Genomic DNA, 23,933 nt, shown 5'->3' with positions numbered 1-23,933 from the left:
TCAACTAATGACCCCTTTTTGTCAAGTAATGCGCTCCGACGCATACCGGAAATTGCTTAAGGTTCGGTTATAAAAGAGGAGAGCGCGCATGTTCGGCACCCGGCACCAAGCAACAGTCACGGCGACCATCAATGATCAGGCCGTCGAGGTAAACCCCGGCGAAACTATCCTTGAGGCCGCGCTGCGGGACGGTATCGAGCTGCCTAACCTGTGCCGGGTTGGTGGCTGCGGCACCTGCAAATGCCGGCTTCTGCAGGGGGAAGTGACCGAGATGACCGAAACCGGCTATCTCCTCACAGAGGAACAAATCGCCGCTGGCTATATCCTCGCCTGCCAGAGCCGGCCGCGCTCCGATGTCAGGATCGCGGCCGAGCTCGCAGCGGATGTGCAGGGCACGCGCATTGACGGGCACATCGTGCAGAAGCAGATGCTGACGCATGACATCGCCCAGATCGACGTGCAGCTGGAAGACAAAATCGATTATCGCGCCGGGCAGTTTGCGCAGCTCACGCTGGCGACCCTGCCTCAGGCGACACGCAGTTATTCTTTCTCATCCCCACCCAGTGACGAGAAGCGCGTGCGTTTTGCCGTGCGCCGCGTTCCCGGTGGCACCTTCTCAACACGGATTGTCGATGAGGATGTCGTGGGGGAAAAGCTATCCGTGCGCGGACCGGGCGGGGACTTCTGGCTTAGACCGGGCACCGAGCCGGTCATCATGATTGCCGGCGGCAGCGGCCTCGCCCCCATCTACGCCATGCTGCAGGAGGCCTGGCAACGCGGCGAATCGCGGCCGGTAACCCTGCTGTTCGGGGCACGGCAATGTCGTGACCTCTACTATCTGGAGGAACTGCGGGCCCTGGAAAAAACCTGGCCAGCCTTCACGTTTGTACCGGTTTTATCAAATACTGACAGTGAAGATGAGTGCGACAAAGACTGGAGCGGCGCACACGGTCTTGTGACTGACTTTATTGATGAGCACCTTCACGGTGCGACGTCCGCTTATTTATGTGGCCCGCCGCCAATGGTCGATGCTGCCGAGCGCCGCTTGATCGACAAGGGAATCGCAGCGGAGCGTATCCATGCAGACCGTTTCCTCACGCAGAACCCCACGACCGAAACCGGTTTTTCCGGCGATGTAGCCGTACCCAGGGTTGACCGGCCTGCCGCCAACCTGGGTGACTACCTCAAGTTCGGCCTGTTCCACCTAATCGGCCTGTTCAGTGCACTGGCTATTCTGGCGGGTGGCGCCAACGCATCATTCGGCTTTGCCGCGGTGCTGGCTTTCTATGTCTTTGGTGACGCCCTGGCGGGAGACGACCTACGCACGCCCAGGTTCAAACACAGGATGCTATTGACCGCGCAATTATGGCTTGCGCTACCGCTACTGGCGCTCATCGTATTCAATGCCGTCTGGAGTTTTTCCCCCGGGGACCCGCTCGGTTACGGGGCGTGGCTCTCAGGCCTGTCCGGCTACGACCTGCTAGAAGCCAAGGGGCAAACCACCGGCCCGCACGCGCTATCGGTGTTCCTGCTGACCGGGCTGATGATCGGTATGGTCGGCACCATTCCGGCACATGAATTGACCCACAGGACCTGGGACCCGGTATCCATGCGCATCGGACGCTGGCTGCTGGCATTCAGCTTTGACACGGCCTTTTCAATCGAGCATGTCTACGGCCATCACCGCTATGTCTCCACCGCCCGCGACCCCGCCACGGCACCGCGCGGACGCAACGTATACCACCATATTCTCGCCTCCACTGTGGAAGGCAATATCAGCGCCTGGAAAATTGAAAGAGAACGGTTGCAGCGTAAAAAACACTGTGTTTTTTCCCACCGAAATGCCTACCTGCGGGGACAGATGATGAGCGTAACGCTGCTTGTGCTTGCCTACCTGATCGGCGGACCTGTCGGCGCGCTCTACTTTCTGGCACTCGCATTCTTCGGCAAGGCCCTGCTGGAAGTCGTCAACTATATGGAGCACTACGGTATGGTGCGGCTGGAGGATCAGCCGGTGCAACCGCGCCACTCCTGGAACACCAATGCGCGCCTGACAAGCTGGTCCATGTTCAATCTCAGCCGTCACTCCCACCATCACGCGCAAGGCGAGATACCCTACGAGGACCTGCTGCCGATGCCGGATGCGCCGACCATGGTTGGCGGATACCTCTCTACCTTGCTGTTAACACTGGTTCCACCGGTATGGCACAGGTTGATGACCCAGAAGCTGATTGAATGGGATGAGAAATATGCAACGCCGGAAGAGCTCGTGCTTGCACAAAAGCAAAATGCGGCGAGTGGCCTGGCTGGCCTCGGAATCGGCTCGCATTCGACCTAGAGCCGCCAATTACGCTAGCATGGGCTGGTTTGTTTACACGACAATAGTGAGAAAAAACCATGCCCGTATTCCGCACATTGCGTGTCGCAGTGCTGATGGTCGCCACGCTGCCAACAGCAGCGCTTGCCGAACCCGGAACTGACGCCGCCCTACTCGAGAATATCCGCCAGGACGTCTCCGCCGAACGAATCGAGAAAGACATTACCAGGCTGGTGGGCTTTGGTACCCGCCACACTCTGTCCGATACCAAATCGGAAACCCGGGGCATTGGCGCCGCCCGGCGCTGGGTCTACGACGAGTTCAAGCGTATCAGCGCAGAATGCGGAGACTGCCTGGAGGTCTATTATCAGTCGGACTTTGTGGAGGGTGAGCGCCGCATCCCCAACCGTACGGAAGTGGTGAATGTCATCGCTGTACAGAAAGGCACCGTGGATCCCGGCCGCTACGTGATCATGTCTGGAGATATCGACTCGCGCGTGACCGACCCGATGAACTTTACCGACGACTCTCCCGGTGCCAATGACAACGCCTCTGGGCTGGCCGGTGCACTGGAAGCGGCACGGGTGCTGAGCAAGCATAAATTTGCGGGCAGTATCGTCTATGCGGGCCTCTCCGGTGAGGAACAGGGCTTGTTCGGTGGCAAGATCATGGCGGCGGCCGCAAAGAAGGATGGCTGGCGCATCACCGGCGTGCTCAATAACGATATGATCGGAAATATCGAGGGCATCAATGGGGTGATCAATAACACCACGGCGCGGGTTTTCATGGAAGGCACACGCATGAATGAAACGCCGCAGCAGGCAACTGCACGACGCTTCCGGGGCGGCGAGGTAGATTCTCCCTCGCGTAACCTGGGCCGCTATGTACACAAGATTGCGGAAGACCATATCCCCAACCTGGATGTGATGATGATCTACCGCCTCGATCGCTTCGGTCGTGGCGGCCACCACCGTCCGTTCAATGATGCAGGCTATGCCGGTGTGCGTATTATGGAGACCAACGAGCATTACGATCGTCAGCACCAGGACCTGCGTACCGAAGGCGGGGTCAAATACGGCGATACCCTGGACGGCGTCAACTTCGATTACGCCGCCAAGCTCACCTCACTCAATGCCCTGACCATGGCCGCACTATCCCGCGCTCCTGCACCACCAGCTGGCGTTGAAATTTCCGGTGCAGTGTCCGCCAACACCACACTCAAGTGGCAACCGGCGGATACCCGCGAGAATGACCTGATCGCCGGCTACAAGGTTTACTGGCGCCTGACTACCGACGCCACCTGGACCCACAGTGTTTTTGTCGGCAACGTCAGTGAACACACGCTGGAAAATATCGTGATCGACAATTATTTCTTCGGCGTGGCCGCAGTGAGCAAGGAGGGTTTCGAAAGCCCGGTGGTGTTCCCGGGGCCGGCGGGAGATTTCTACCTCGACTGAGGTCGGCAGACAGAGCCTTTTGATCGGGCTGCGGTGCCACGCGCACCGCAGCGCTGGCAAACTAGAAGCGCAGGGTCACCCCCAAGTAGGGCCCGTACTGCTCGATGTCGTAGGCAAATTCACCATCGGATTTGCGCGTCTCATAATCAATGCCATAGGCCTGTGCGCCAAACTTGAGCGATGTATGCTCCCATGGGCGCCAGTCTAGCCCTATCAGCCCAATCCACTGCCGTTCGTCATCATTGACGCCGAATCCGCCGGCCTCCAGGCGGATCGCCATTGCCAGGCACGGCGAGATTTCGGCCATGCCGCGCAGGCCTATAACCGGCTCCCACCAGCTCTCCGAACCACCCAGTTTCTGCTGCTGACCATCGGCAATACCAATATCCGTACCCAGCCGCGTCCGGATTTCCTGCTTGAGATAATTCCAGCGAGCGCCCAGTGACACATCCCAGGCGTAGCGATAACCGTTAGAGCCATATTCTCCATGGGCGAAGCGGTAGGCACCCAGTGCGCTCAACCAGGCCTGGCGAATATCGGCGTCAATAAAGAGCGTTGCCTCGCCGGGGGGTGGCGGCGGGATTTCCAGCTCGGCATCGACCCCCAGATCGATGTAATAAAGATCGGATATCACGCCGAAGTTGCCTTTCCAGCCTTCTGTTCTCGCAGAGAATGCGAAATCCAGCAAGTCCAGGGCATCCTGGAAATCCAGGTCGAGTTTCAGTTCACTGCCAGCGACGACAGAAGTACCCTCGATGCTTGCAGGCAGGAATGCGTAGGGGGTGATGTCGAAACGCCAGCCTTCTTCGCCGCGATCAATCAGGTCAATGGAATCGGCTTGTGCCGAAAAAGGTGCCAATATAAGAATGGCGATGAAAAGGTAAGGACGAAAAGCTGACATCTGGCGACTAACTCAAGACAAGAGATCTTCTTAAGCTTAGCCGCCATAATCAGAGCCACAGGCGGGGCTAGTGAAACCTAGATCGGTGAGCCGGGTGGCATCGGCTTGATTTCGGAAGCCTCCACTTTCAGGTCGCCGGCCAGGAACGCGGCAATCCGTTGCACCTGGTAGTAATAATGCGCCTTGTACCCTTCAGCATCGTCACCAAACAGCTTCATCAGGCCGATGGCGTGCTGGATTTTCGCCAGCTCCATGGACGCCCTGGCCCGAACCGGCTCTGCGGCCTTGCTGTTGTGGGCCAGCAACATCAGCTGGTGAAAATACACATGGTTTACCCGCTGGTGAATAGCAGCCTGCAGCCCTGAATAGGCACCTTCATCCATCGCATTGCGGGTCAGCTGATCCAGCAGGTCGCCAAAACCCGGGCCCTCGCCACGCCGGGCCCGCTGCTCGGTCAGGCGCGCAGCACGCTCAGGGTGCAGCAGGATCGCCAGGGTATGCCCCGCACCGGCCTCCGCCAGCGCGATGCCATCGAACGCCACACCGGTGTAGGCAGGGAAGCTCTCTGGCGTACGCTGGTAGCCGTAGGACTTTGGCGGCATCAGCGCCAGTACGGACTCTGGCAGCGTCAGGAATTCCGGTGACAGCGTCTGCTGCAGCAGATCCAGCGCCTTTTGCTGCCGCGCAGCCGGCACCATCGAAAAGCCCTGCGCATCAGCGCCGTTATATTCGTAGTCATAGTCCAGGCCACCGATCAGCTTGCCAACCGCCTCAGCCTGGTAGCGATGCCCGTAATAAACCGGGACCAGGGTCTCTTCCAGAGCAGAACGCGGGCTCTCCGGCGCATTGGCAGCGGCAGAAAAATTCTGCAGTGCATGCTGGCGCAATGCCAGCATACGCTCAAATTCCGACAGCGGCTCGGCGCCGTTATCCCACAAGTGGGAGGTGGCATGGGCATTGTTGATCGCGCGCGAATCCGGGTCTGAGATGAAACGGTGCCCGGCCTGTTTCGCTTCATCGAGGACCGCCGCCAGGAATCCAGCCTCATCAGCTGCGGATTCGCCGTAGCCGTACTTGACCGCCAGCTTGTCCCAGCCACCAATGCCGGTGTCGTAGGCCTGGGCAATATCCAGCTCGCCGTTCTCAAGCGTCACCAGCGGCGCCGGGTAGTCCATTACCGAAGCCCGGTTTTTCGGGCTTGCAGCAAAGTTGTGCGCAATACCCAGGGTATGCCCCACTTCGTGCGCACTCAGCTGGCGGATACGCGCCAGCGCCATCTCCTTCAGCTTTGAAGTATCCACATTCTCCGTGCCGTAGGGCTGCAGCAGGCCCTGCGCAATCAGGAAATCCTGGCGCACCCGCAGGGAACCCAGGGTAACGTTACCCTTGATGATTTCCCCGGTGCGCGGATCGGCAAGTGCATGACCATAGGACCAGCCGCGGGTAGAGCGATGCACCCAGCTGATCACGTTGTAACGCACATCCATCGGGTCCGCGTCTTCCGGCAATATCTCTACCCGGTAAGCGTCCTTGAAGCCCGCCGCCTCAAAGGCATCCGCCCACCAGCGTGCGCCCTCAACCAGCGCGCTGCGCACAGGTTCCGGCACGCCGGGATCGACGTAATACACAATCGGCTCTACCGCTTCATCACTGCCCGCTTTTTTCTGCAGGCGATGACGGTAGATAAAGCGCTGGTCCAGGGGCTGGTCAATAGGCGCGGCATAATCGCGATACTGGAACGCGAAGTAGCCGCTGTTGCTGTGGAAGCGACGCGGCTGGTAACCGGCCTCTGGCAGCGCAACAAATGACACATGCTGGCGCAGCGATACCAGTTCCGGCGTTGGTGTTACCTGCCTGACATGATTGCCCGGTTTGCTGCCGGCGAAGGTGAGGCGCGCCTCGAACTCGCTGTTGAGGGGAAAGCTTTTGGTGCGCTTTAGATAGACGGCGGACTTGCCACTATCGACACGATAGGCCCCCTGTTTGGTGTCCTGCAGGCGCTGGCCGATACCGTGCTGGTCACTGAGCAGGAACGGGGTCAGGTCCAGCAGCAGCCGGTCTCCGTCGCGCGCCACGGCTTCAAAGCCCCACAACACCGAAGAGGCAAAGGCCTCCTCTACCGCACGTCGCTCGGCGGCATTGTCGGAAAGTGCGCGGTACTTGAGGTTCTGCTGGTAGAGCAGCGCCTTGTTGCCAACGCGCTCGAACCGGACCAGGCGCGGGTCGCTCCCCTGGTTGCGGTCGAGCCCGACCGGGTTGGAACCAAGCCCCTGCGCCAGGCCGGTCATGAACAGGAATTCGCGCTCGAAGTCCGACACTTCCAGTAAAACCCGGCCGGTCTTGTCATCCCAGTAGAAATCGAAGAAGCCCGCCTGCTTCTGCATGCCGGCGGTGTATTCGGCAATGGTTTTTGCCTGCAAGCCCGTACTGAACAGAACGAACAAAGTCAGCACCAGCAAACGCTGTGTCAGTTGCAACATAGTTCCCCCATGGATTTATTATCGTTTTAAGTGTTTCGGAATTTTTTGTTTTTACAAATTTAGCGCCGCTGCAGAAGCCTGGCCACATCCAGCATGCGGTTGGCAAAGCCCCACTCATTGTCGAACCAGATCAGCACCTTGACCAGGCGCTTGCCCGCGACGCGGGTCTGGCTGGCATCCACAATACCGGAACGGCTGTCGTGCAGGTAATCGATGGATGCCAGCGGCTCCGCACTGTAACCGAGCACGCCATTGAACTGCTCCGCCGCGGCGCGCTGCAGGACACTGTTGACCGCGGCCATATCCACATCACTCTGTACCTGCACGGAGAGGTCGATCGCAGAGACATTGACGGTCGGCACGCGCATGGCTTGTGCCTCGAAGCGGCCAGCCATGTGCGGCAGAATGCGTTCTATACCCCGGGCAAGGCCGGTATCCACCGGGATGATGGATGACATCACCGAGCGGGTCTTGCGCAGGTCGGTATGGTGATAAGCATCGATCACCGGCTGGTCGTTCATGGCCGAGTGAATGGTGGTAATCACACCGGCTTCCACGCCGAAGGCTTCATCCAGCGCTGCAATTACGGGCACACTGCAGTTGGTGGTGCAGGAGGCTGCGGAGACAATGGTCTCGTCGCCGCGCAGCGTGTCGTGATTGACACCGTAGACAATGGTGGCGTCCACATCGCGCTGGGCCGGCTGCGAGAACAGGACCTTGCCCGCACCCATGCGCAGGTGTTTCTCCGCGGTGACGCGATCGGAAAAACTGCCGGTGCATTCAAGCACCACATCCACACCGGACCAATCGAGCGATTCAATCGCTTCATGGTGGCTCACCGCAATTTCATCGCCGTTGACGGTCAGCCGATCATTCGCCGCGGATACAACACCCGCAAATCGGCCATGGGTGGAATCGTACTTGGTCAGGTGCGCAATCGTGGCGCAGTCCGCCAGCTCATTGATGGCGACAATCTGCATGCCATCGCGGGCACCACCCTCATAGAGGGCGCGCAGGACGCAGCGACCGATTCGACCATAGCCATTGATAGCAATTTTGAGCATTAAACTTCCTTACCCGAAAACAAAAAGCGCCTTCCAGGCATCTGGCAATCCACTGCCATTCTGGAAGGCGCCCCGGGTTACCGGAACGACCGCTACGCGGCCGCCCTCAATTTATTTGGCGACGTCTTTTACCGCAGCAACCACATTGCGCACAGTAAAGCCAAATTCTTCCATCAGTACGCCACCCGGCGCAGACTCACCGAAGCTCTCCATACCGATAATGGCACCGTCGAAGCCGGTGAACTTGTACCAGTAATCCTTATGGCCTGCCTCTACTGCAACGCGTGCACGCACTGCGGAAGGCAACACGGACTCGCGGTAGCTTTCGTCCTGCGCCATAAAGGCTTCGGCACACGGCATGGAAACCACGCGTACCTTGTGATTGGTCAGCTCGGCCTTGGCGGCCATTGCCAGCTCCACTTCGGAGCCGGTAGCAATAATGATTGCGTCCGGGGTACCGTCGCAGTCTGCCAGTACGTAACCACCCTTGGCGACGTTTGCCAGCTGCTCATCGTTGCGCGCCTGCGGGGCCAGGCCCTGACGGCTGAAGATCAGTGCAGACGGGCCTTCGGCGCGCTCAACCGCCGCCTTCCAGGCAACCGCGGATTCGGTCGCGTCACACGGACGCCAGGTATGCAGGTTCGGTGTGCTGCGCAGGGAAGTCAGCTGCTCCACCGGCTGGTGGGTCGGGCCGTCTTCGCCCAGGCCAATGGAATCATGGGTGTAGACGAACAGCACACGCTGCTTCATCAGTGCAGCCATGCGCACAGCGTTGCGCGCATATTCCATAAACATCAGGAAGGTTGCGCCGTAAGGTACGAAGCCACCGTGCAAGGCAACGCCGTTCATAATGGCGCTCATGCCGAATTCGCGCACGCCGTAGTAAACATAGTTACCGCTGGCATCCTTGGCATCGACACCCTTGGCACCGCTCCACAAAGTCAGGTTGGAACCGGCCAGGTCCGCGGAGCCGCCGAGGAATTCCGGCAGCAGCGGGCCGAACGCATTGATGGCGTTCTGGCTCGCCTTGCGCGAGGCAATCTTGTCGCCCTTCTCCTGGCACTCCTTGATATAAGCCGCGGCTTTCTCAGAGAAGTCAGCCGGCAGGTCGCCATTCATGCGACGGGTAAATTCTGCAGCCAGCTCCGGGTGTTCCGCAGCGTAATCCTCGAAGATGGTGTTCCACTCGTCTTCCTGCTCCGCGCCCTTTTCTTTCGCGTCCCAGCCCTCGTAGATATCTGCCGGAATTTCAAAAGGACCGTGCTCCCAGCTCAGGGTCTTGCGCACCAGTGCGATTTCCTCGTCGCCCAGCGGTGCACCGTGGCACTCCTCGCGGCCCTGCTTGTTAGGGGAGCCGAAGCCGATGATGGTCTTGCAGCAGATGATGGTGGGCTTGTCGGTTTCCGCACGGGCTTCCTCGATGGCCGCCTTGATCGCGACCGGATCGTGGCCATCCACATTCGGGATCACGTGCCAGCCATAAGACTCGAAGCGCTTCGGGGTGTCGTCGGTAAACCAGCCTTCCACTTCGCCATCGATGGAGATGCCGTTGTCATCGTAGAACGCCACCAGCTTGCCCAGGCCCAGCGTGCCCGCGAGCGAGCAGGCCTCGTGGGAAATACCTTCCATCAGGCAGCCATCGCCCAGGAAGCAGTAAGTGTGGTGGTCCACCAGTTCATAGCCATCGCGGTTGAACTGCGCCGCCATAACCTTTTCTGCCAGCGCCATACCAACCGCATTGGTGATGCCCTGGCCGAGCGGGCCGGTAGTGGTTTCAATACCCGGTGCATAGCCGTATTCCGGGTGGCCTGGCGTCTTCGAGTGCAGCTGGCGGAAATTTTTCAAGTCGTCGAGGGAGAGCTCGTAGCCGCTCAGGTGCAGCAGCGAGTAAATCAGCATGGAGCCGTGGCCGTTGGACAGCACGAAGCGATCGCGGTCTGCCCAGTTCGGGTTGGCCGGATTGTGCTTCAGGTAGTCGTTCCACAACACTTCGGCGATATCTGCCATGCCCATCGGGGCGCCTGGGTGGCCACTATTGGCTTTCTGGACGGCGTCCATGGACAGGGCGCGTACGGCGTTGGCGAGTTGATTGCGGGACGGCATAGGACTCTCTCTCGGGTTCTTGGTCTTGAATGACAGGAAGAAACGGACCAGCTGCCGCGCGCCTGCGCGGTGACGGATCCAAGCGGCCTCCGCCCGAATCGGGGAGGATCGGCCTGAAATAGGGGGCGTATTTTCCCCCAAGCGCCGCTGCAGGGCAATGATAGGCTCCCAAATCCTCGACCCATCAGTCCAACACACGCTGCAAAGCTATATCAAAATGTTTTGATATAGCTGCCGCATGCTGCTAGACTGCGCCGCAACCTAAGATAGCCGCAAGACCATGACCCGACCGCAAGAGGAACAGGCGACAGACCGCTACAGCACACTGTCGGCGCTACTCAAAGCCGCCGGGGACCCGCTGCGGCTGGAAGTCCTGCGGGTACTGAGCCAGGGCTCTTACGGGGTACTGGAGCTGTGCCGCATCTTTGATATGCGCCAGCCCGCGCTGAGCCACCACCTGAAGGTGCTGGCGAATGCGGAACTGGTAACCCGGCGGCGCGAAGGCAATAGCCTGTTTTACCGGCGCCAGGCTGGTGGGCCATTGCAGCAACAGCTGTTCGCAGAAATCGATGCCCTGCCGATCAAACCCGAGCACCTGCCCGGGCTTGAGGCCGTCGCCAGCGAACGGGAACAGGCCTCGCGGCGTTTTTTCGCGGACTACAGCAACAGGTTCCGCGAACAGCAGGAACTGATTGCGGACTATGGCGTGTATGGGCCCCAGGTGGCAGAACTGCTGCAGCCGGGCCAGTGCGCGCTGGAAGTCGGCCCGGGCGAAGGCCAGTTCCTCGCCGAGCTGGCCCCGCGCTTTGAGAAAGTCGTAGCGCTGGACCTGGCCGAGGCGATGCTCGAGCGCTCGCGCGCATTTGCCGATAAACACGGGCTCGGCAATATCGAATTTGTGCTGGGAGATACCAGCGAAGTGGCGACGCGCAAGCTGCTTGCCGATGTAGTGGTGGTCAATATGGTGTTACACCATACGCCGGACCCGGCCCTGATCCTCAGCGACCTGGCCGGGGCGCTGAACCCGGGCGGGCAACTGCTGGTCACCGAGCTGCAGCAGCACCAGCAGGACTGGGCGCGCGACGCCTGCGGCGACCTGTGGCTCGGGTTCGAACCGGAACAGCTGCAGCAGTATGCAACCAGTGCCGGCCTGCAGCCCGGCAGAAGTATTTACAGCGCTTTGCGCAACGGCTTTCAGATCCAGATCAGGGAGTTCCTGAAAGCGGATTGAAGGATTCACGGAGAGACTAGAGAAACCATGTCTGAATACACTTTATTTACGTCCGAATCGGTATCCGAGGGGCACCCGGATAAAATCGCAGACCAGATTTCTGATGCGATCCTCGATGCGATGATCGCGCGCGACAAGCACGCCCGCGTGGCCTGTGAAACACTGGTGAAGACCGGTATCGCCATCATCGCCGGCGAAGTCACCACCTCCGCCTGGGTGGACCTGGAAGACCTGGTGCGCAAGGTGATCAACGATATCGGCTACACCTCCTCCGATGTCGGCTATGACGGCAGCACCTGCGGCGTGGTCAACATCATCGGCAAGCAGTCCGTGGATATCGCGCAGGGCGTCGACCGGGTAAAACCCGAAGACCAGGGCGCGGGCGACCAGGGCCTGATGTTCGGCTATGCCACCAATGAAACCCCGACCTTCATGCCGGCACCGATCTACTACGCACACCGCCTGGTGGAGCGCCAGGCGGAAGCACGTCGCTCCGGCCTGCTGCCGTGGCTGCGCCCGGATGCCAAGAGCCAGGTGACCTTCCGCTATGAAGACGGCAAGCCGGTAGCGATCGATGCGGTGGTTCTCTCCACCCAGCACAACCCGGATGTCAGCCAGGAAGACCTGCGCGAAGCGGTACTGGACCTGATCATCAAGCACGAGTTGCCGGAAGAGTGGCTGCACGCAGACACCAAGTATCACATCAACCCTACCGGCAAGTTCGTAATCGGCGGCCCTGTGGGTGACTGCGGCCTGACCGGACGCAAGATCATCGTCGATACCTACGGCGGCAGTGCTCGTCACGGCGGCGGCGCCTTCTCCGGCAAGGATCCGTCCAAGGTAGACCGCTCCGCGGCCTATGCAGGCCGTTATGTGGCGAAAAATATTGTTGCCGCCGGCCTCGCCGACCGCTGCGAGATCCAGGTGTCCTACGCCATCGGTGTGGCCGAGCCCACCTCCGTGGCCGTCAACACCTTCGGCACAGGCAAGGTCAGCGACGAAAAACTGGTTGCACTGGTACGCGAGCACTTCGACCTGCGCCCGTATGCAATTACCAGGGCATTGGACCTGCTGCACCCGATGTACCAGCTCACCGCCGCCTACGGCCACTTTGGCCGCGAGCCGTTTGAGCACACCTACGAGTGGACCAACCAGGACGGCCTCAAGCAGAGCGAAACCTTTATCGCCTTCCCGTGGGAAAAAACTGACAAGGCTGCAGCGCTGAAAGATGCAGCGGGGATTTAATCATGACTGAATTTACCGATTACAAAGTAGCGGACATCACCCTGGCCGACTGGGGCCGCAAGGAAATCGCCATCGCCGAAGGCGAAATGCCCGCCCTGATGGCGATGCGCGCCAAGTACCACGCCGAGCAGCCGCTCGCCGGTGCGCGCATCATGGGCTGTATCCATATGACGATCCAGACCGCTGTGCTGATCGAAACCCTGGTGGCGCTGGGCGCGGAAGTGCGCTGGTCCTCGTGCAACATTTTCTCCACCCAGGATCACGCCGCGGCGGCGATCGCCGCTGCCGGCATCCCGGTATTTGCCTGGAAAGGCGAGACTGAAGAAGAGTACGACTGGTGCCTGGAGCGCACCATCGGCGCAGACGTGGACGGCTGGACGCCGAACATGATTCTCGACGACGGCGGCGACCTGACTGCACTGTTGCACGACAAGCACCCGGAAATCCTCGACAACTGCCACGGCATCTCCGAGGAAACCACCACCGGCGTGCATCGCCTGCAGGACATGCTCAAGGAGGGAACCCTCAAGGTTCCGGCAATCAACGTCAACGATGCTGTTACCAAGAGCAAAAACGACAACAAGTACGGCTGTCGTCACAGCCTCAACGATGCGATCAAGCGCGGTACCGACCACCTGCTGGCCGGCAAAAAAGCGCTGGTCATCGGCTACGGTGACGTGGGCAAGGGCTCCGCTGCCTCCCTGCGCCAGGAAGGCATGATCGTCAAGGTGACCGAGATCGACCCGATCTGCGCCATGCAGGCCTGCATGGATGGCTTCGAAGTCGTTTCCCCGTACAAGAACGGCGTCAACGCCGGTAACGATGCCGGTATCAACGCGGAACTGCTCGGTACTACCGACCTGATCGTGACCACCACCGGCAACACCAATGTCTGTGACGCGCCGATGCTGCGCGCCCTGAAGAACGGTGCCGTGGTGTGCAACATCGGTCACTTCGACAATGAAATTGATACCGCCTACATGCGCGAAAACTGGCAGTGGGACGAGGTCAAGCCGCAGGTCCACAAGATCTATCGCGACCGCGGTGCCGATGACCACCTGATCCTGCTGTCCGAAGGCCGCCTGGTAAACCTGGGCAACGCCACCGGACACCCGAGCCGCATCATGGACGGCTCCTTCGCCAACCAGGTACTGGCCCAGATCCACCTGTACACCGGCAAATTTGCCGACTTGCCGGCGGACCTGAAAAAAGAAAACCTGTACGTAAAAGTGCTGCCGAAGAAGCTCGACGAGGAAGTGGCACGCTACATGGTGGAAGGCTTTGGTGGTGTCATCACCAAACTGACCAAGACCCAGGCCGACTACATTAGTGTGCCGGTGGAAGGTCCGTTCAAGCCGGACTCTTACAAATACTAAAGAGCACTTGCCGCATAAGCTTTGGACGCACTGCCCACAGGTAGTGCGTCCAAAAGCTGAAATAAAGGATTTATAAAAATGGCACCCCGCATCAGCTTCGAATTTTTCCCGCCCAAGACCGAAGACGGCAAGCAGAAACTGTACGCAACCCGCGAGGCGCTGCAGCGTTTCGACCCTGCGTTTTTCTCTGTCACCTACGGCGCCGGCGGTACCACCCGCGACACCACTGCCGGCATCGTCACCGGCCTGAAGGGACAGGGTGTCTCCATGGCACCGCACCTGTCGTTTGGCGGTGACGACGAGGCCACCGTACTCGCCCTGCTGCAGCGTTACGCCGATGCAGGTATCGATCGTATCGTGGCCCTCCGCGGCGACATGCCGTCCGGCATGGGTGCCATTGCACAGCTGGTGTATGCCAATGAACTGGTCGCCTTTATCCGCAAGCATTTCGGCCAGCAGTTCCACCTTGAGGTCGCTGCCTACCCGGAGATTCACCCGGAATCCACCAGCTACACCGAGGACATCCGCTATCTGAAGGGTAAATTCGACGCGGGCGCCAACAGCGGCCTGACCCAGTACTTCTATAACCCGGATGCCTACTTCTATTACATTGACCAGTGCGAAAAGGCCGGCATAGAAGCCCCCATCTACCCGGGGATCATGCCGATCACCAATTTCACCAACCTGCTGCGCTTCTCGCGCAACTGCGGCGCCGAGATCCCGCGCTGGCTGGTGCAGCGCATGGAAGCCTTCACAGACCCCGCCGATCAGCGCAAACTGGGCGAAGAGGTGGTCACGGACCTGTGCGAAACCCTGCTGGAGGGCGGCGCACCGGGCCTGCACTTCTACACCATGAACCTGGCTGGCCCCACTTCGCGCATCCTGGACCAGCTGGGCATGGAGGTGGCTGCTGTCAGCGACGAAAGCGAGACCGCGCAGTAAGCACTCGCAAACGTGCAAAGCCTCTAGATGCCTGAACAGGGGCTGGCAATCCGGGACATTTGGCGGCAGTATTGCCTTTTCGCAATACCCAAACAAAATAAGAACGGGCGCCGCAATGCGCCCTTCCCGGTTTTCCGAGGTCATCCATGTCGTTCAAAATTCGTACAGCTATCGCGCTTACCCTGGCCGTTGCTGCCGGTAACGCCTGCGCCCAGCAAATGATTTCCGTCAGCCCGTCCGAGGCGCTGGTCAACACCAGCGTTGGCTACCAGACCCCACTCGCCTGGAAGGTACTGACCACTACCAGTGTTGTTTCCGGCTCTGGCACCTTCGTGGATATGGCAACCGGCGAGCCGCTCAGCAGCGAGGGTACCAGCCTCACCATCACCGGTGACAATAGCAGCGCTTCAGAGCAGATCCGCATCGACGCCGCAACCGCAGCGCGCTGGTATGCCGATGGTGTGCGCCGCGTCGCCTACCGCCGCACCTTCGGCAACGACAGCGGCCGTATCAGCGGCCAGCTGCAGTTCAACCTGACTGGCAGCGGCGCCGTCGCCAGCATCAGCGGCAGCCCGGCTCGCCAGACCCTGAGCATGAACAGCAAGGCTTTTATGCTGGACTGGCAGCTGGATACCGATCTCGGCCAGCTCGATACCAGTTCAGAGGCGGGCCAGTTCCTGGTGGGTGACCAGGTCGTTTACGACGTGCAACGCAAGCTCACAGTGAATGGCAGCAACACCGCGCAACTGCGCGAGGAAGTGCGCCTGCCACAGGGCGTGGTGCAGGCCTGGCTGAATCAGGGCATCCAGCAGGTACGTTACAACCGCACCTTCACAGCGGGTGACAAGAGCCAGCGCAGTGCATCGGTACTGATCGATCTCACCCGCTAAGCACCCCTAAGCACGCCTAAAAACGCCAGCCAAAAAAAAGCCACCGGCGTTAACCGGTGGCTCTCTCAGCTTTGTTTAAGAAAGATCAGAAAGTGAAGGTCGCACCTACGAAGAAGTAGCGGCCCAGCGCATCGTACACACCCGGGAAGGTGTTACCGTTACCGAAGATGCCTGCACCTGCGTCACCACTCAGCGGCGGATCACGGTCCAGCACATTATTCACACCGGCGCGGATGGTGTGGCCGGTTTCGAACAGGTCGAAGCTGGCCGACAGGTCCAGGTAATCCTGGTGATCGAAGTCCGCACCGTTCTCGGTATCATACTGGTCAACCGATCCAATGTGGCGCCAGCCGAGGCTGAAGTCGACACACCATGGGGAGCTCCAGCTGGCCCGTGCAAAGTGTGAGTACTCCGGTGAAGGCGCACCGCAGATGCCACCCCAGTAACCCTCACACTCATCAATCGCAGCAGTCGGGTCGTTCTGGATATCGTACTCGGTCACGAAGGTACCGACATACAGCAGGTCAACACCGCCCCACTCGCCAATCTCGAAACTGTAATCCACCGTCAGGTCGACACCCTCGGTTGAGAGTAGGCCGATATTCTGGTTGGTTGCGATTACCTGCGCGCCGGTCAGCCAGAGGCTTTCTGCCGCCGGGTCACGCTGGACCAGGTCACAGAAGGTCGGGTCGCCGGTAGCCAGACAGTTCATAAAGGTATTGGTTGGATCCAGCGGCGCAATCGCATCTTCCACTTCGATATCGAAGTAGTCGATACTGATTGTGGAACCTTCCAGCCACTCCCAGAACATTGGCTCCCAGATCATGCCGACAGACCAGGTCTCGCCCTCTTCCTCCTGCAGCTCCAGGTTGCCGCCGAACAGCGCGTTGTACTGGCCGGCCGGGTTATCCGGAGGCGTGCCCAGGGTAGTGCCAGTATTCACACACTCGGCATTGGTAGCCGGGTCTTCTGCGGTCGGGGAACAGGGATCCTCTGTCATGTCATAGAGGCCGACACTCTGAGGCGCGAACAGCTCACGCACATTCGGTGCACGGATGGCGCGGTTGAAGCTGGCGCGGAACCCGAGGCCCTCGAACCAGTTCCACTTCATGCCGACTTTCCAGGTATTGGCATCAACACCATTGTCATAGTCGGAGTAGCGATAGCCCAGCTCCAGGCCGAAGTAATCCGCCCAGGACTGGCCTTCCCAGATCGGCACATTGGCTTCCATGAAGATTTCATCGACACTCACAGAGCCTTCAACCGGATCGGTCGGACCACCCTGGCCGGCACCGTCACCGGTGATGTAGCCGTTGTCCGGATCATAGTCGATGGCCTCACGGCGATGCTCATAACCGATCAGCACGGACACTGGCTCATCGGCACATGGCAGGATCCAGCCGCAGGGACCAAGATCCCCTTTCACGTAACCGGAAATCACATCCAGCTCGGTGGTGCCGCGTGCGAACAGTGGCAGAACCAGGTAATCCAGTGCTTCCTGGGTTACCCCGTCATTCACGTCGTCGACAATGCCGTTCGGACGGAAGATATTCCAAGGTACACAGGCCGGGTCGGTGCCATCCAGTGCTGAACGACAGACGGGATCGCCGGTCTCCGGATCTGTTACCACATCCAGTGCGCGCGAGATGCGCGACGTGGACAGGTCATTCAGATAGGTCTCCGCCAGGGCCACTTCCGAATGCAGGCCATAAATATCGTACGACCATACTTCGTCAATGGAACCGTTCATACCGAACACATAGCGGAACGAGGTATGGCGCAGGTCGTTCTGGCGCGGACCACCCTCCACATTACGACGGCCGATAAAGACATTTGCATCAACGTCCCCACCCGCATCGCCACCACAGATCGCTGCGGCCTGGTCCGGACTAAGCAGCGGGTTGTCACAGTTCAGCGTATCGGTGACGAAGAAGGCACCAGAAGGTGCAATCTGGGCGACACTGCGGTCGTCCATGAAATTCACTTCACCGTAAAGGTTGAAGTATTCATTGATTTCATAATTGGCGAATGCACCGAGCATAAAGCGCTCGTCCGGGCGCTGGAAATAGTTCAGCGGACCGTAGTTGTAAACGAGCCCATCGCGATCCACGAAGGCACCGTTTGGATCGGTCTGGTCAATCGTGAAATCGAACGGGCCAAGATCACTGGTGCCGAAGTCGGTGAAGCGGCCGGTCGGGATGGTAGACGAACCACCACAGCGCCATGCACCGGGCTCGCCGCCCAGGGCACAACCACTGTAATCGCGGTCGGCCTGCAGTACCGAATCGATCTTACGCCAGCTTGCGTAGGCCGTTACGTTACCCTCGTTGTCTGCGAAGTTCGCACCCCAGACAAGGGATACATCGTCCGCATCGCCGTCCCAGACGTTACCGTCTTCTACAGGGAAACCGTTCTCCGTGATCAAACGCTGCATCCAGCTGCGACTGTTGTCGTGCTGGTAGCGGCTGTGCTGCACGTCGATCTGGAAGCCTTCAAAATCATCGATCATGATGAAGTTGACAACACCCGCTACTGCATCGGAACCGTAGGTGGAAGACGCACCACCGGTCAGGATCTCGGTGCGCTCAATCAGCAGGCCGGGTATCTGGTTAAGGTCCGATGATGAACCGCCTGCGAGCGGTGAGCCCGGCGGCAGGCGCCGGCCATTCATCAGCACAAGGGTTCGCACGGCACCCAGGCCACGCAGGTCAACCGTAGCGGTACCGGTTGCGCCATTGGCCTGGCCCGCGGTCTGGGTTGGCTTCACCTGGGGCAGGTCGTTGATCAAGTCTTCAACCCGCACATTACCGGTTGCGCGGAAATCAGATGCATCGACCGCGGTTACCGGACTGGCGCTGACAGCGTTTGTCGACACAAGACGGGAACCCGTTACCATCAATTCCTCGACGATTTGCTCACCTGCGGTGTCATCGTCTGCATCCTGAGCCCACAGCGGCTGCATCGCTGCCAGGGTGGCGGCACTAATTGCAGCTGCCAGTATGTTTTTCCTCATTGCCTGCACTCCTTGCCCTTGCAAAATCCTTGGAACAAAAGACTGCAGAAAATATGGCTGATTTTTTTCGCAAGCACACGCCTTACAGGAACTTTTTACTCAATTCCGGTAAGCAATAGCGCCACTTTTTTGAAAAACGCACCATGTATTTTGTGGGGTTTTAATATTCGGCGTGAAGGCAGTTTTTCTGACTTGTATTTATTCCGTCGGAATATTTATTTTTTATGTTTTTTGATTCGCATTGTGCGAATTTCAAAGCAAGGCGCTGATCGAGGACAGATCCAACACCACTTTTGCGCCGGCATTTTCCAGCGGCTTGACGCGATACTGGTCTGCGGCATAGCCAATTACTTTCATACCTGCAGCAACAGCCGCTTTCACACCGGGCACGGAGTCTTCGATAACAAGGCAGCGGGAAGGTTCCACATGGAATTTTTTTGCGGCGAAAAGAAAAAGGTCCGGCCAGGGCTTGCCACGCCCCACATCCTCTGCAGAAAAAACATGCCCGTTGAAATAGGGCAACAGGTTGGTCTTGCCAAGCGTCAAACGCATTTTTTCATGGCTGCCAGAAGACGCAACGCAAACCGGAGTCGCTGTCTCCGTCAGGTGCTCCAGCAACTCCTGAATACCGGCAACCGGCTCCAGGTCCCGGTGAAAAAGCTCGCGAATCCTGCGTTCGCAATTATCAAAGTAATTCGCGGGCAAAGGGCCGCCAAATTCCTTTTCTATTTCGAGCAGGCAATCTTCGGCAGTGCGCCCGGTGAAGCGGCGATCCACTTCCTCGACAGTGGTCTCAAGACCAATGGCCTGCATTTCCTCGGCAATCACACGGCAGACGATGGACTCACTATCTACCAGGACGCCGTCACAGTCGAAAATCACCAGTTCGTAATTCAAATCCGCTCTCCATGCCCTATCAAACGTCGGCGCGCGATCAAAAGTCGCCCCAGAAAAACTGCAAGACAGAGAGCGCCGCAACCGGCGCCGTCTCAGTCCTCAATACCCGGGGGCCTAACGCAAGCGCCTGAAAACCCGCAGACTCCGCACTACCGATTTCCTCTGCCGACAGACCGCCCTCAGGGCCAACTAACAGGGTAGCGGAAGCGGGAGCCCCCCTCACCTGCTGGATCTCCGCAAGCGTCTGCGCCGTGCGATGATGCAGGACAAGGCTGACACGCCCTGTTTCACCAGCGGTTCCTGACTGGAGGTATTCCCGCAGGGATTGTGGTTGCTCGATCGCTGGCACCAGATTTCGCGCGCACTGCTCGCAGGCGCTGATCGCAATTTTCTGCCAGTGCTGTACCTTTTTCGCCAGCCGATCGCCCTTGAGGCGCACCTCGCAGCGCTCGGTGAACAGCGGACGGATGCTGTGCACCCCCAGCTCGGTGGCCTTCTGCACAACCCAGTCGAATCGCTCACCGCGCGATATGCCGATCGCCAGCTCTATCGCCAGCGGCGACTGGCGGTCGCCCTCCGCGAATTCGTCCAAGCGGGCTCTGGCGCGCTTGCCCGCCTCCGTCAGCGTTGCCCGGTACTCGCCGCCAAAACCGTCGAACAGGATGATTTCCCGGCCAGCATCAAAGCGCAGCGCCTTGACCAGGTGACGGCTGGCGCTTTCATCCAGCTCAACCTCGGCAAGGCCCGATAATGGCACGGGGGAATAGATTCTCGGGATTCTCATAAAATAAGTGGCTCACAAAAAAGGGCCCGCATTGCGGACCCTTTTCCAATTGACTGGCTCGCGAGAGCATTCTAGGCGCTTTTTAAACGCTTTCAACTAGGCGCTTTCAACACCCCCCGGTAATGCGGCATCGCTGCGACGTCCATGAGCCTTGCCACGCAGAACCTCCATGATCTTGTAGAGGTTGGGCACCAGGATCAGGGTCACCGCGGTGGCGAACAGGACACCAAACGCCAGACTGACCACCATCGGAATCAGGAACTGCGCCTGGATAGAGCGCTCGAACATGATCGGTACCAAGCCAATAAATGTGGTAACGGAGGTCAGGATGATCGGGCGGAAGCGGTCCCGCCCTGCCTGGGTCACCGCATCGACAACGGCCATGCCCTGGTGACGCAGCTGATTGATCCGATCCATCAGTACCAGGTTGTCATTCACAACAACACCGGCCGCGGCAAGGAAACCCAGTAGCGACATCATGCTGATATTGTGCCCGGTAATCAGGTGCCCCACCACTGCGCCGAAGAAGCCGAACGGCACTGCCGTCAGGATCAACAGGGGCTGCGCATAGGAGCGGAAGGCAATCGCCAGCAGTGCATAAATGGTGAACAGGGCCAGCACAAAGAATGCTGTCATCGCACTGTTGAATTCCTGCTCTTCCTGCATTTGCCCGGATGTCTTCAGGCTGAAGCCCGGATAACGGCTTTCCCACTCGGGGAATGCAGTCTCACGCAGGTCTTCCAGCACCTTGAAGGATTCCGTTGTACCCGGCTCGATTTCCGCGGAAATACGTACCGCGCGCTCGCGGTCGTTGCGGCGAATGGTGGCGTACCCGGGCACATAGACAGCTTCTGCCACCGCGCTGAACGGCACTTCACCCTGGCTGGTACGGATGCGCACGCGATCTATCTGGTCTTCGCTGGCCCGCTCTTCCTGCGGGTAGCGCACCATTACGCGTACGTCCTCACTGCCGCGCGGAATGCGTTGCACTTCCTGGCCGTAAAAGCCCTGACGCACCTGGCGCGCAATACTGGTGAGGTTGACACCCATATTCTCCGCATAGGGCTTCAGCTGAATCTCGATGTCCTGACGCGCACTACTCAGGTTGTCGCGTACATCGTAAAGGCCCTCGTAATCGGCAAGCCTTTTCTTGACGTCATCTGCAGCGCGGCGCAGCTCGGCCATGTCTCCCGAACCCGTGCTGAGATGCAGTGACATGCCAGGCCCGGAATCATTAATGCTGCCGGTAATCCGCATATCCTCAACACTGCCCGGTAACTCACCGACGTACTCGCGCCAGCGTTGGGCAAGCTCGCTCGGGTCGACATCCCGGTCCTCACCTGGCATGAGCTGCAGGTTCACATAAATATTACCGCGCCAGAGGAACATCATGCTGCTTTTGACAAACGGCTCGCCATTATTCTTGGCCAGCATCTCCTCATCTTGCCCAAGCCTGTCGGCGGCAACGACAAACTGGTTCATGACCCGCTCTGCCTCCTGGAAGGGCTCACCGGCAGCCAGGCTGGCGTTCAGCTGCAGCATGTCCGACGTGACTTCCGGCATAAAGCTGGTCTTCAGGTAGCCCTTGCCGTACAGCGCAATAGCAGCAATGAGTGCGACAAAAAATATCATGACGGTAACGCGACTGCTGCGCAGGGATTTCTCCAGCAACGGCGCGTAGTGGCGCTCATTAGCAACCCTGAGCGCTCCGGCAAAGCGGCCACGCACAGCCTGCAGTTTCTTACCGAAACCGGATGTCGCCGGTTTCTCCGGCTTCATCCCGACGAGGTGTGCCGGCAGGATCAGCAGCGACTCCACCAGCGAAAATACCAAACACAACAACACCACGGCCGCCAGCGACAAAGCGATCTGCGCGGTACCCCCCGGCAGCAACAGGAACGGGATGAAGAAAACCATGGTGGAGACCACAGCAAATATGACGGGCTTCGCCACCTGGCTCACACCCAGGTCCGCGGCCTCCAGTCCACTCATTCCGCGATCGTGGGCCGCATGCACAGCCTCTCCCACGATAATGGCATCATCCACCACAATCCCCAGGATCAACAGGAACGCAAACAGGGACAGCATGTTCAGCGTCACCCCGACTGCGGGCAGCAGCCAAAGAGCCCCCATAAACGCGGTGGCGATCCCGATGGTTACCCAGGCAGCAAGGGCCGGGCGCAGGAACAGCATCAGCAGAATGAACACCAGGGTCAGACCACCCAGCGCGTTCTTCAACAGCAGGTTCATCCGGTCTGAGTACATGTCTGACATGTCGGACCAGATTTCCAGCTGCATGCCCGGCGGCAATTCCTCGCGCGCCTCGTCAATAAATTTCCGAACGCGCTCGGCAGTGGCAACAACATCCAGCGGCTCACCCTGCAGCACGCGCAGGTTCATCGCACGCTTGCCGTTGAAGCGAATAGCCCCGCTTTCCTCCTCGAAACCATCGGTGATCGTGGCAACGTCACGGAGCAGCAACACTGTTCCATCGGCGCGGCTGAGCACGGGGATACGGGCGAAATCTTCAGCGGTGTAAGCCTGGCCACGGGTCTGTACCTGGATATCCCCACGATCCGAGCGGATCATGCCCGCGGGCAGATCCAGCGAAGAGCGGCTCACCGCATTGGCGACATCGTCAAAGCTCAGGTTGTAACGGCGCAGGTCTACTTCAGAGACCTCGATGGACATCTCATCCGCGCGCTCACCCCAGATATCCACCCGGCGTACGCCGGTCAGGAGCACCAGGCGATCACGCAGGTCGACGGCAATATCCTTAAGCTGGCGCTCGGAAACGTCACCACCCACGGCGATATGCATCATCTGCATTTCCCGCTCTCGCACACCAACAACCGGGCGCTCGATGCCGCCGGGGAAGGTGTTGATGCTATCGACCTTCACCTTGATATCGTTCAGCAGGCGTAGCTGGTCATAGCCCTCCTCGGCCTCCACATTCACCGTCGAATGGCTGCGGCGGGAGAAGGAATTGATCTCCTTGATGCCCTTAACCTCAGCAATGGCCTGCTCGACCCTGAGCGTCACCTGCTGCTCGACTTCCGCCGGCCCCGCGCCTGGATAGGAAATGTCGACCGAGACCGTATCGGAGGTGGCAGACGGGAAAACCTGGCGACCGACACTCTGGATACCGAAAATACCGCCGATGAGAATCATGATCATCAGCAGGTTGGCGGCCTTACTGTTGCGAACAAACCAACCGATAATGCCGTTCATGC

Annotated in this window: 15 protein-coding genes; 7 read left to right on the top strand and 8 right to left on the bottom strand. The window is 59.3% G+C overall.

The genetic code is table 11. The features are described 5' to 3' along the window. Positions 1-88: 88 nt before the first annotated feature. Positions 89-2,338 (top strand): fatty acid desaturase, encoded by a 2,250-nt coding sequence (locus QSJ80_RS10520; RefSeq protein ID WP_285764410.1) that lies wholly within the window; start codon positions 89-91, stop codon positions 2,336-2,338. Between the two features lie 59 nt (positions 2,339-2,397). Next, a complete protein-coding gene (locus tag QSJ80_RS10515) occupies positions 2,398-3,774 on the top strand; it encodes a M28 family metallopeptidase (RefSeq protein ID WP_285764409.1) in 1,377 nt (458 codons plus the stop codon). A gap of 61 nt (positions 3,775-3,835) precedes the next feature. Here QSJ80_RS10515 and QSJ80_RS10510 read toward each other — a convergent pair whose 3' ends face one another. From QSJ80_RS10510 to tkt, 4 genes are all read right to left on the bottom strand, one after another. Then, positions 3,836-4,675, bottom strand: a complete 840-nt coding sequence (locus QSJ80_RS10510; protein WP_285764408.1) for a hypothetical protein — start codon at positions 4,673-4,675, stop codon at positions 3,836-3,838. Between the two features lie 77 nt (positions 4,676-4,752). Then, a complete protein-coding gene (locus QSJ80_RS10505) occupies positions 4,753-7,155 on the bottom strand; it encodes a zinc-dependent metalloprotease (RefSeq protein WP_285764407.1) in 2,403 nt (800 codons plus the stop codon). Positions 7,156-7,214: 59 nt separating this feature from the next. Beyond that, entirely contained in the window at positions 7,215-8,219 is a 1,005-nt protein-coding gene (locus tag QSJ80_RS10500) for a glyceraldehyde 3-phosphate dehydrogenase NAD-binding domain-containing protein (RefSeq protein WP_285764406.1), read from the bottom strand. A gap of 111 nt (positions 8,220-8,330) precedes the next feature. Beyond that, positions 8,331-10,322, bottom strand: coding sequence for a transketolase (gene tkt / locus QSJ80_RS10495; protein WP_285764405.1), 1,992 nt, complete (start codon positions 10,320-10,322; stop codon positions 8,331-8,333). A gap of 280 nt (positions 10,323-10,602) precedes the next feature. On the opposite strand from tkt, the gene QSJ80_RS10490 reads away from it, so the two are divergent. The 5 genes from QSJ80_RS10490 (at position 10,603) to QSJ80_RS10470 (ending at position 16,006) form a co-directional block, all read left to right on the top strand. After that, positions 10,603-11,553, top strand: a complete 951-nt coding sequence (locus QSJ80_RS10490) for a metalloregulator ArsR/SmtB family transcription factor (protein WP_285764404.1) — start codon at positions 10,603-10,605, stop codon at positions 11,551-11,553. A gap of 27 nt (positions 11,554-11,580) precedes the next feature. After that, positions 11,581-12,798 carry a methionine adenosyltransferase gene (gene metK, locus QSJ80_RS10485; protein ID WP_285764403.1) on the top strand — a complete coding sequence of 406 codons (1,218 nt, stop codon included), beginning with the start codon at positions 11,581-11,583 and terminating at the stop codon, positions 12,796-12,798. Positions 12,799-12,800: 2 nt separating this feature from the next. Next, complete coding sequence (gene ahcY / locus QSJ80_RS10480; RefSeq protein ID WP_285764402.1) at positions 12,801-14,174, top strand: adenosylhomocysteinase; 1,374 nt, start codon at positions 12,801-12,803, stop codon at positions 14,172-14,174. Between the two features lie 78 nt (positions 14,175-14,252). Further along, the gene (gene metF, locus QSJ80_RS10475) at positions 14,253-15,116 is read left to right on the top strand and encodes a methylenetetrahydrofolate reductase [NAD(P)H] (RefSeq protein ID WP_285764401.1); all 864 of its coding nucleotides are present in this window, start codon (positions 14,253-14,255) and stop codon (positions 15,114-15,116) included. 146 nt (positions 15,117-15,262) lie between these two features. Beyond that, the gene (locus QSJ80_RS10470; protein ID WP_285764400.1) at positions 15,263-16,006 is read left to right on the top strand and encodes a hypothetical protein; all 744 of its coding nucleotides are present in this window, start codon (positions 15,263-15,265) and stop codon (positions 16,004-16,006) included. Positions 16,007-16,091: 85 nt separating this feature from the next. Here the strand turns inward: QSJ80_RS10470 and QSJ80_RS10465 are convergent, their stop codons facing one another. The 4 genes from QSJ80_RS10465 to QSJ80_RS10450 all read right to left on the bottom strand — a co-directional run bounded on the left by QSJ80_RS10465 (position 16,092) and on the right by QSJ80_RS10450 (position 23,931). Next, the gene (locus QSJ80_RS10465; protein ID WP_285764399.1) at positions 16,092-19,019 is read right to left on the bottom strand and encodes a TonB-dependent receptor domain-containing protein; all 2,928 of its coding nucleotides are present in this window, start codon (positions 19,017-19,019) and stop codon (positions 16,092-16,094) included. Between the two features lie 252 nt (positions 19,020-19,271). Beyond that, a complete protein-coding gene (locus QSJ80_RS10460; protein WP_285764398.1) occupies positions 19,272-19,916 on the bottom strand; it encodes an HAD family hydrolase in 645 nt (214 codons plus the stop codon). A gap of 37 nt (positions 19,917-19,953) precedes the next feature. Continuing rightward, complete coding sequence (locus tag QSJ80_RS10455; protein ID WP_285764397.1) at positions 19,954-20,700, bottom strand: 16S rRNA (uracil(1498)-N(3))-methyltransferase; 747 nt, start codon at positions 20,698-20,700, stop codon at positions 19,954-19,956. Positions 20,701-20,796: 96 nt separating this feature from the next. Further along, complete coding sequence (locus QSJ80_RS10450; protein ID WP_285764396.1) at positions 20,797-23,931, bottom strand: efflux RND transporter permease subunit; 3,135 nt, start codon at positions 23,929-23,931, stop codon at positions 20,797-20,799. Between the last annotated feature and the right edge of the window lie 2 nt (positions 23,932-23,933).

Origin of the sequence: Biformimicrobium ophioploci (assembly GCF_030270605.1) — a bacterium.
In the GTDB taxonomy this organism is placed as follows: domain Bacteria; phylum Pseudomonadota; class Gammaproteobacteria; order Pseudomonadales; family Cellvibrionaceae; genus Biformimicrobium; species Biformimicrobium ophioploci.
The sequence above is the reverse complement of the archived record's forward strand: the minus strand, read 5'-3'. Positions and strand labels throughout refer to the sequence as shown.

Bases quoted from the DNA above. Each gene is read 5' to 3' on its own strand.
- QSJ80_RS10470 (WP_285764400.1), top strand. From the start codon at position 15,263: ATGTCGTTCAAAATTCGTACAGCTATCGCGCTTACCCTGGCCGTTGCT.
- QSJ80_RS10510 (WP_285764408.1), bottom strand. From the start codon at position 4,675: ATGTCAGCTTTTCGTCCTTACCTTTTCATCGCCATTCTTATATTGGCA.
- QSJ80_RS10520 (WP_285764410.1), top strand. From the start codon at position 89: ATGTTCGGCACCCGGCACCAAGCAACAGTCACGGCGACCATCAATGAT.
- ahcY (WP_285764402.1), top strand. From the start codon at position 12,801: ATGACTGAATTTACCGATTACAAAGTAGCGGACATCACCCTGGCCGAC.
- QSJ80_RS10500 (WP_285764406.1), bottom strand. From the start codon at position 8,219: ATGCTCAAAATTGCTATCAATGGCTATGGTCGAATCGGTCGCTGCGTC.
- metK (WP_285764403.1), top strand. From the start codon at position 11,581: ATGTCTGAATACACTTTATTTACGTCCGAATCGGTATCCGAGGGGCAC.
- QSJ80_RS10450 (WP_285764396.1), bottom strand. From the start codon at position 23,931: ATGAACGGCATTATCGGTTGGTTTGTTCGCAACAGTAAGGCCGCCAAC.
- QSJ80_RS10490 (WP_285764404.1), top strand. From the start codon at position 10,603: ATGACCCGACCGCAAGAGGAACAGGCGACAGACCGCTACAGCACACTG.
- QSJ80_RS10465 (WP_285764399.1), bottom strand. From the start codon at position 19,019: ATGAGGAAAAACATACTGGCAGCTGCAATTAGTGCCGCCACCCTGGCA.
- tkt (WP_285764405.1), bottom strand. From the start codon at position 10,322: ATGCCGTCCCGCAATCAACTCGCCAACGCCGTACGCGCCCTGTCCATG.
- QSJ80_RS10455 (WP_285764397.1), bottom strand. From the start codon at position 20,700: ATGAGAATCCCGAGAATCTATTCCCCCGTGCCATTATCGGGCCTTGCC.
- QSJ80_RS10515 (WP_285764409.1), top strand. From the start codon at position 2,398: ATGCCCGTATTCCGCACATTGCGTGTCGCAGTGCTGATGGTCGCCACG.
- QSJ80_RS10505 (WP_285764407.1), bottom strand. From the start codon at position 7,155: ATGTTGCAACTGACACAGCGTTTGCTGGTGCTGACTTTGTTCGTTCTG.
- metF (WP_285764401.1), top strand. From the start codon at position 14,253: ATGGCACCCCGCATCAGCTTCGAATTTTTCCCGCCCAAGACCGAAGAC.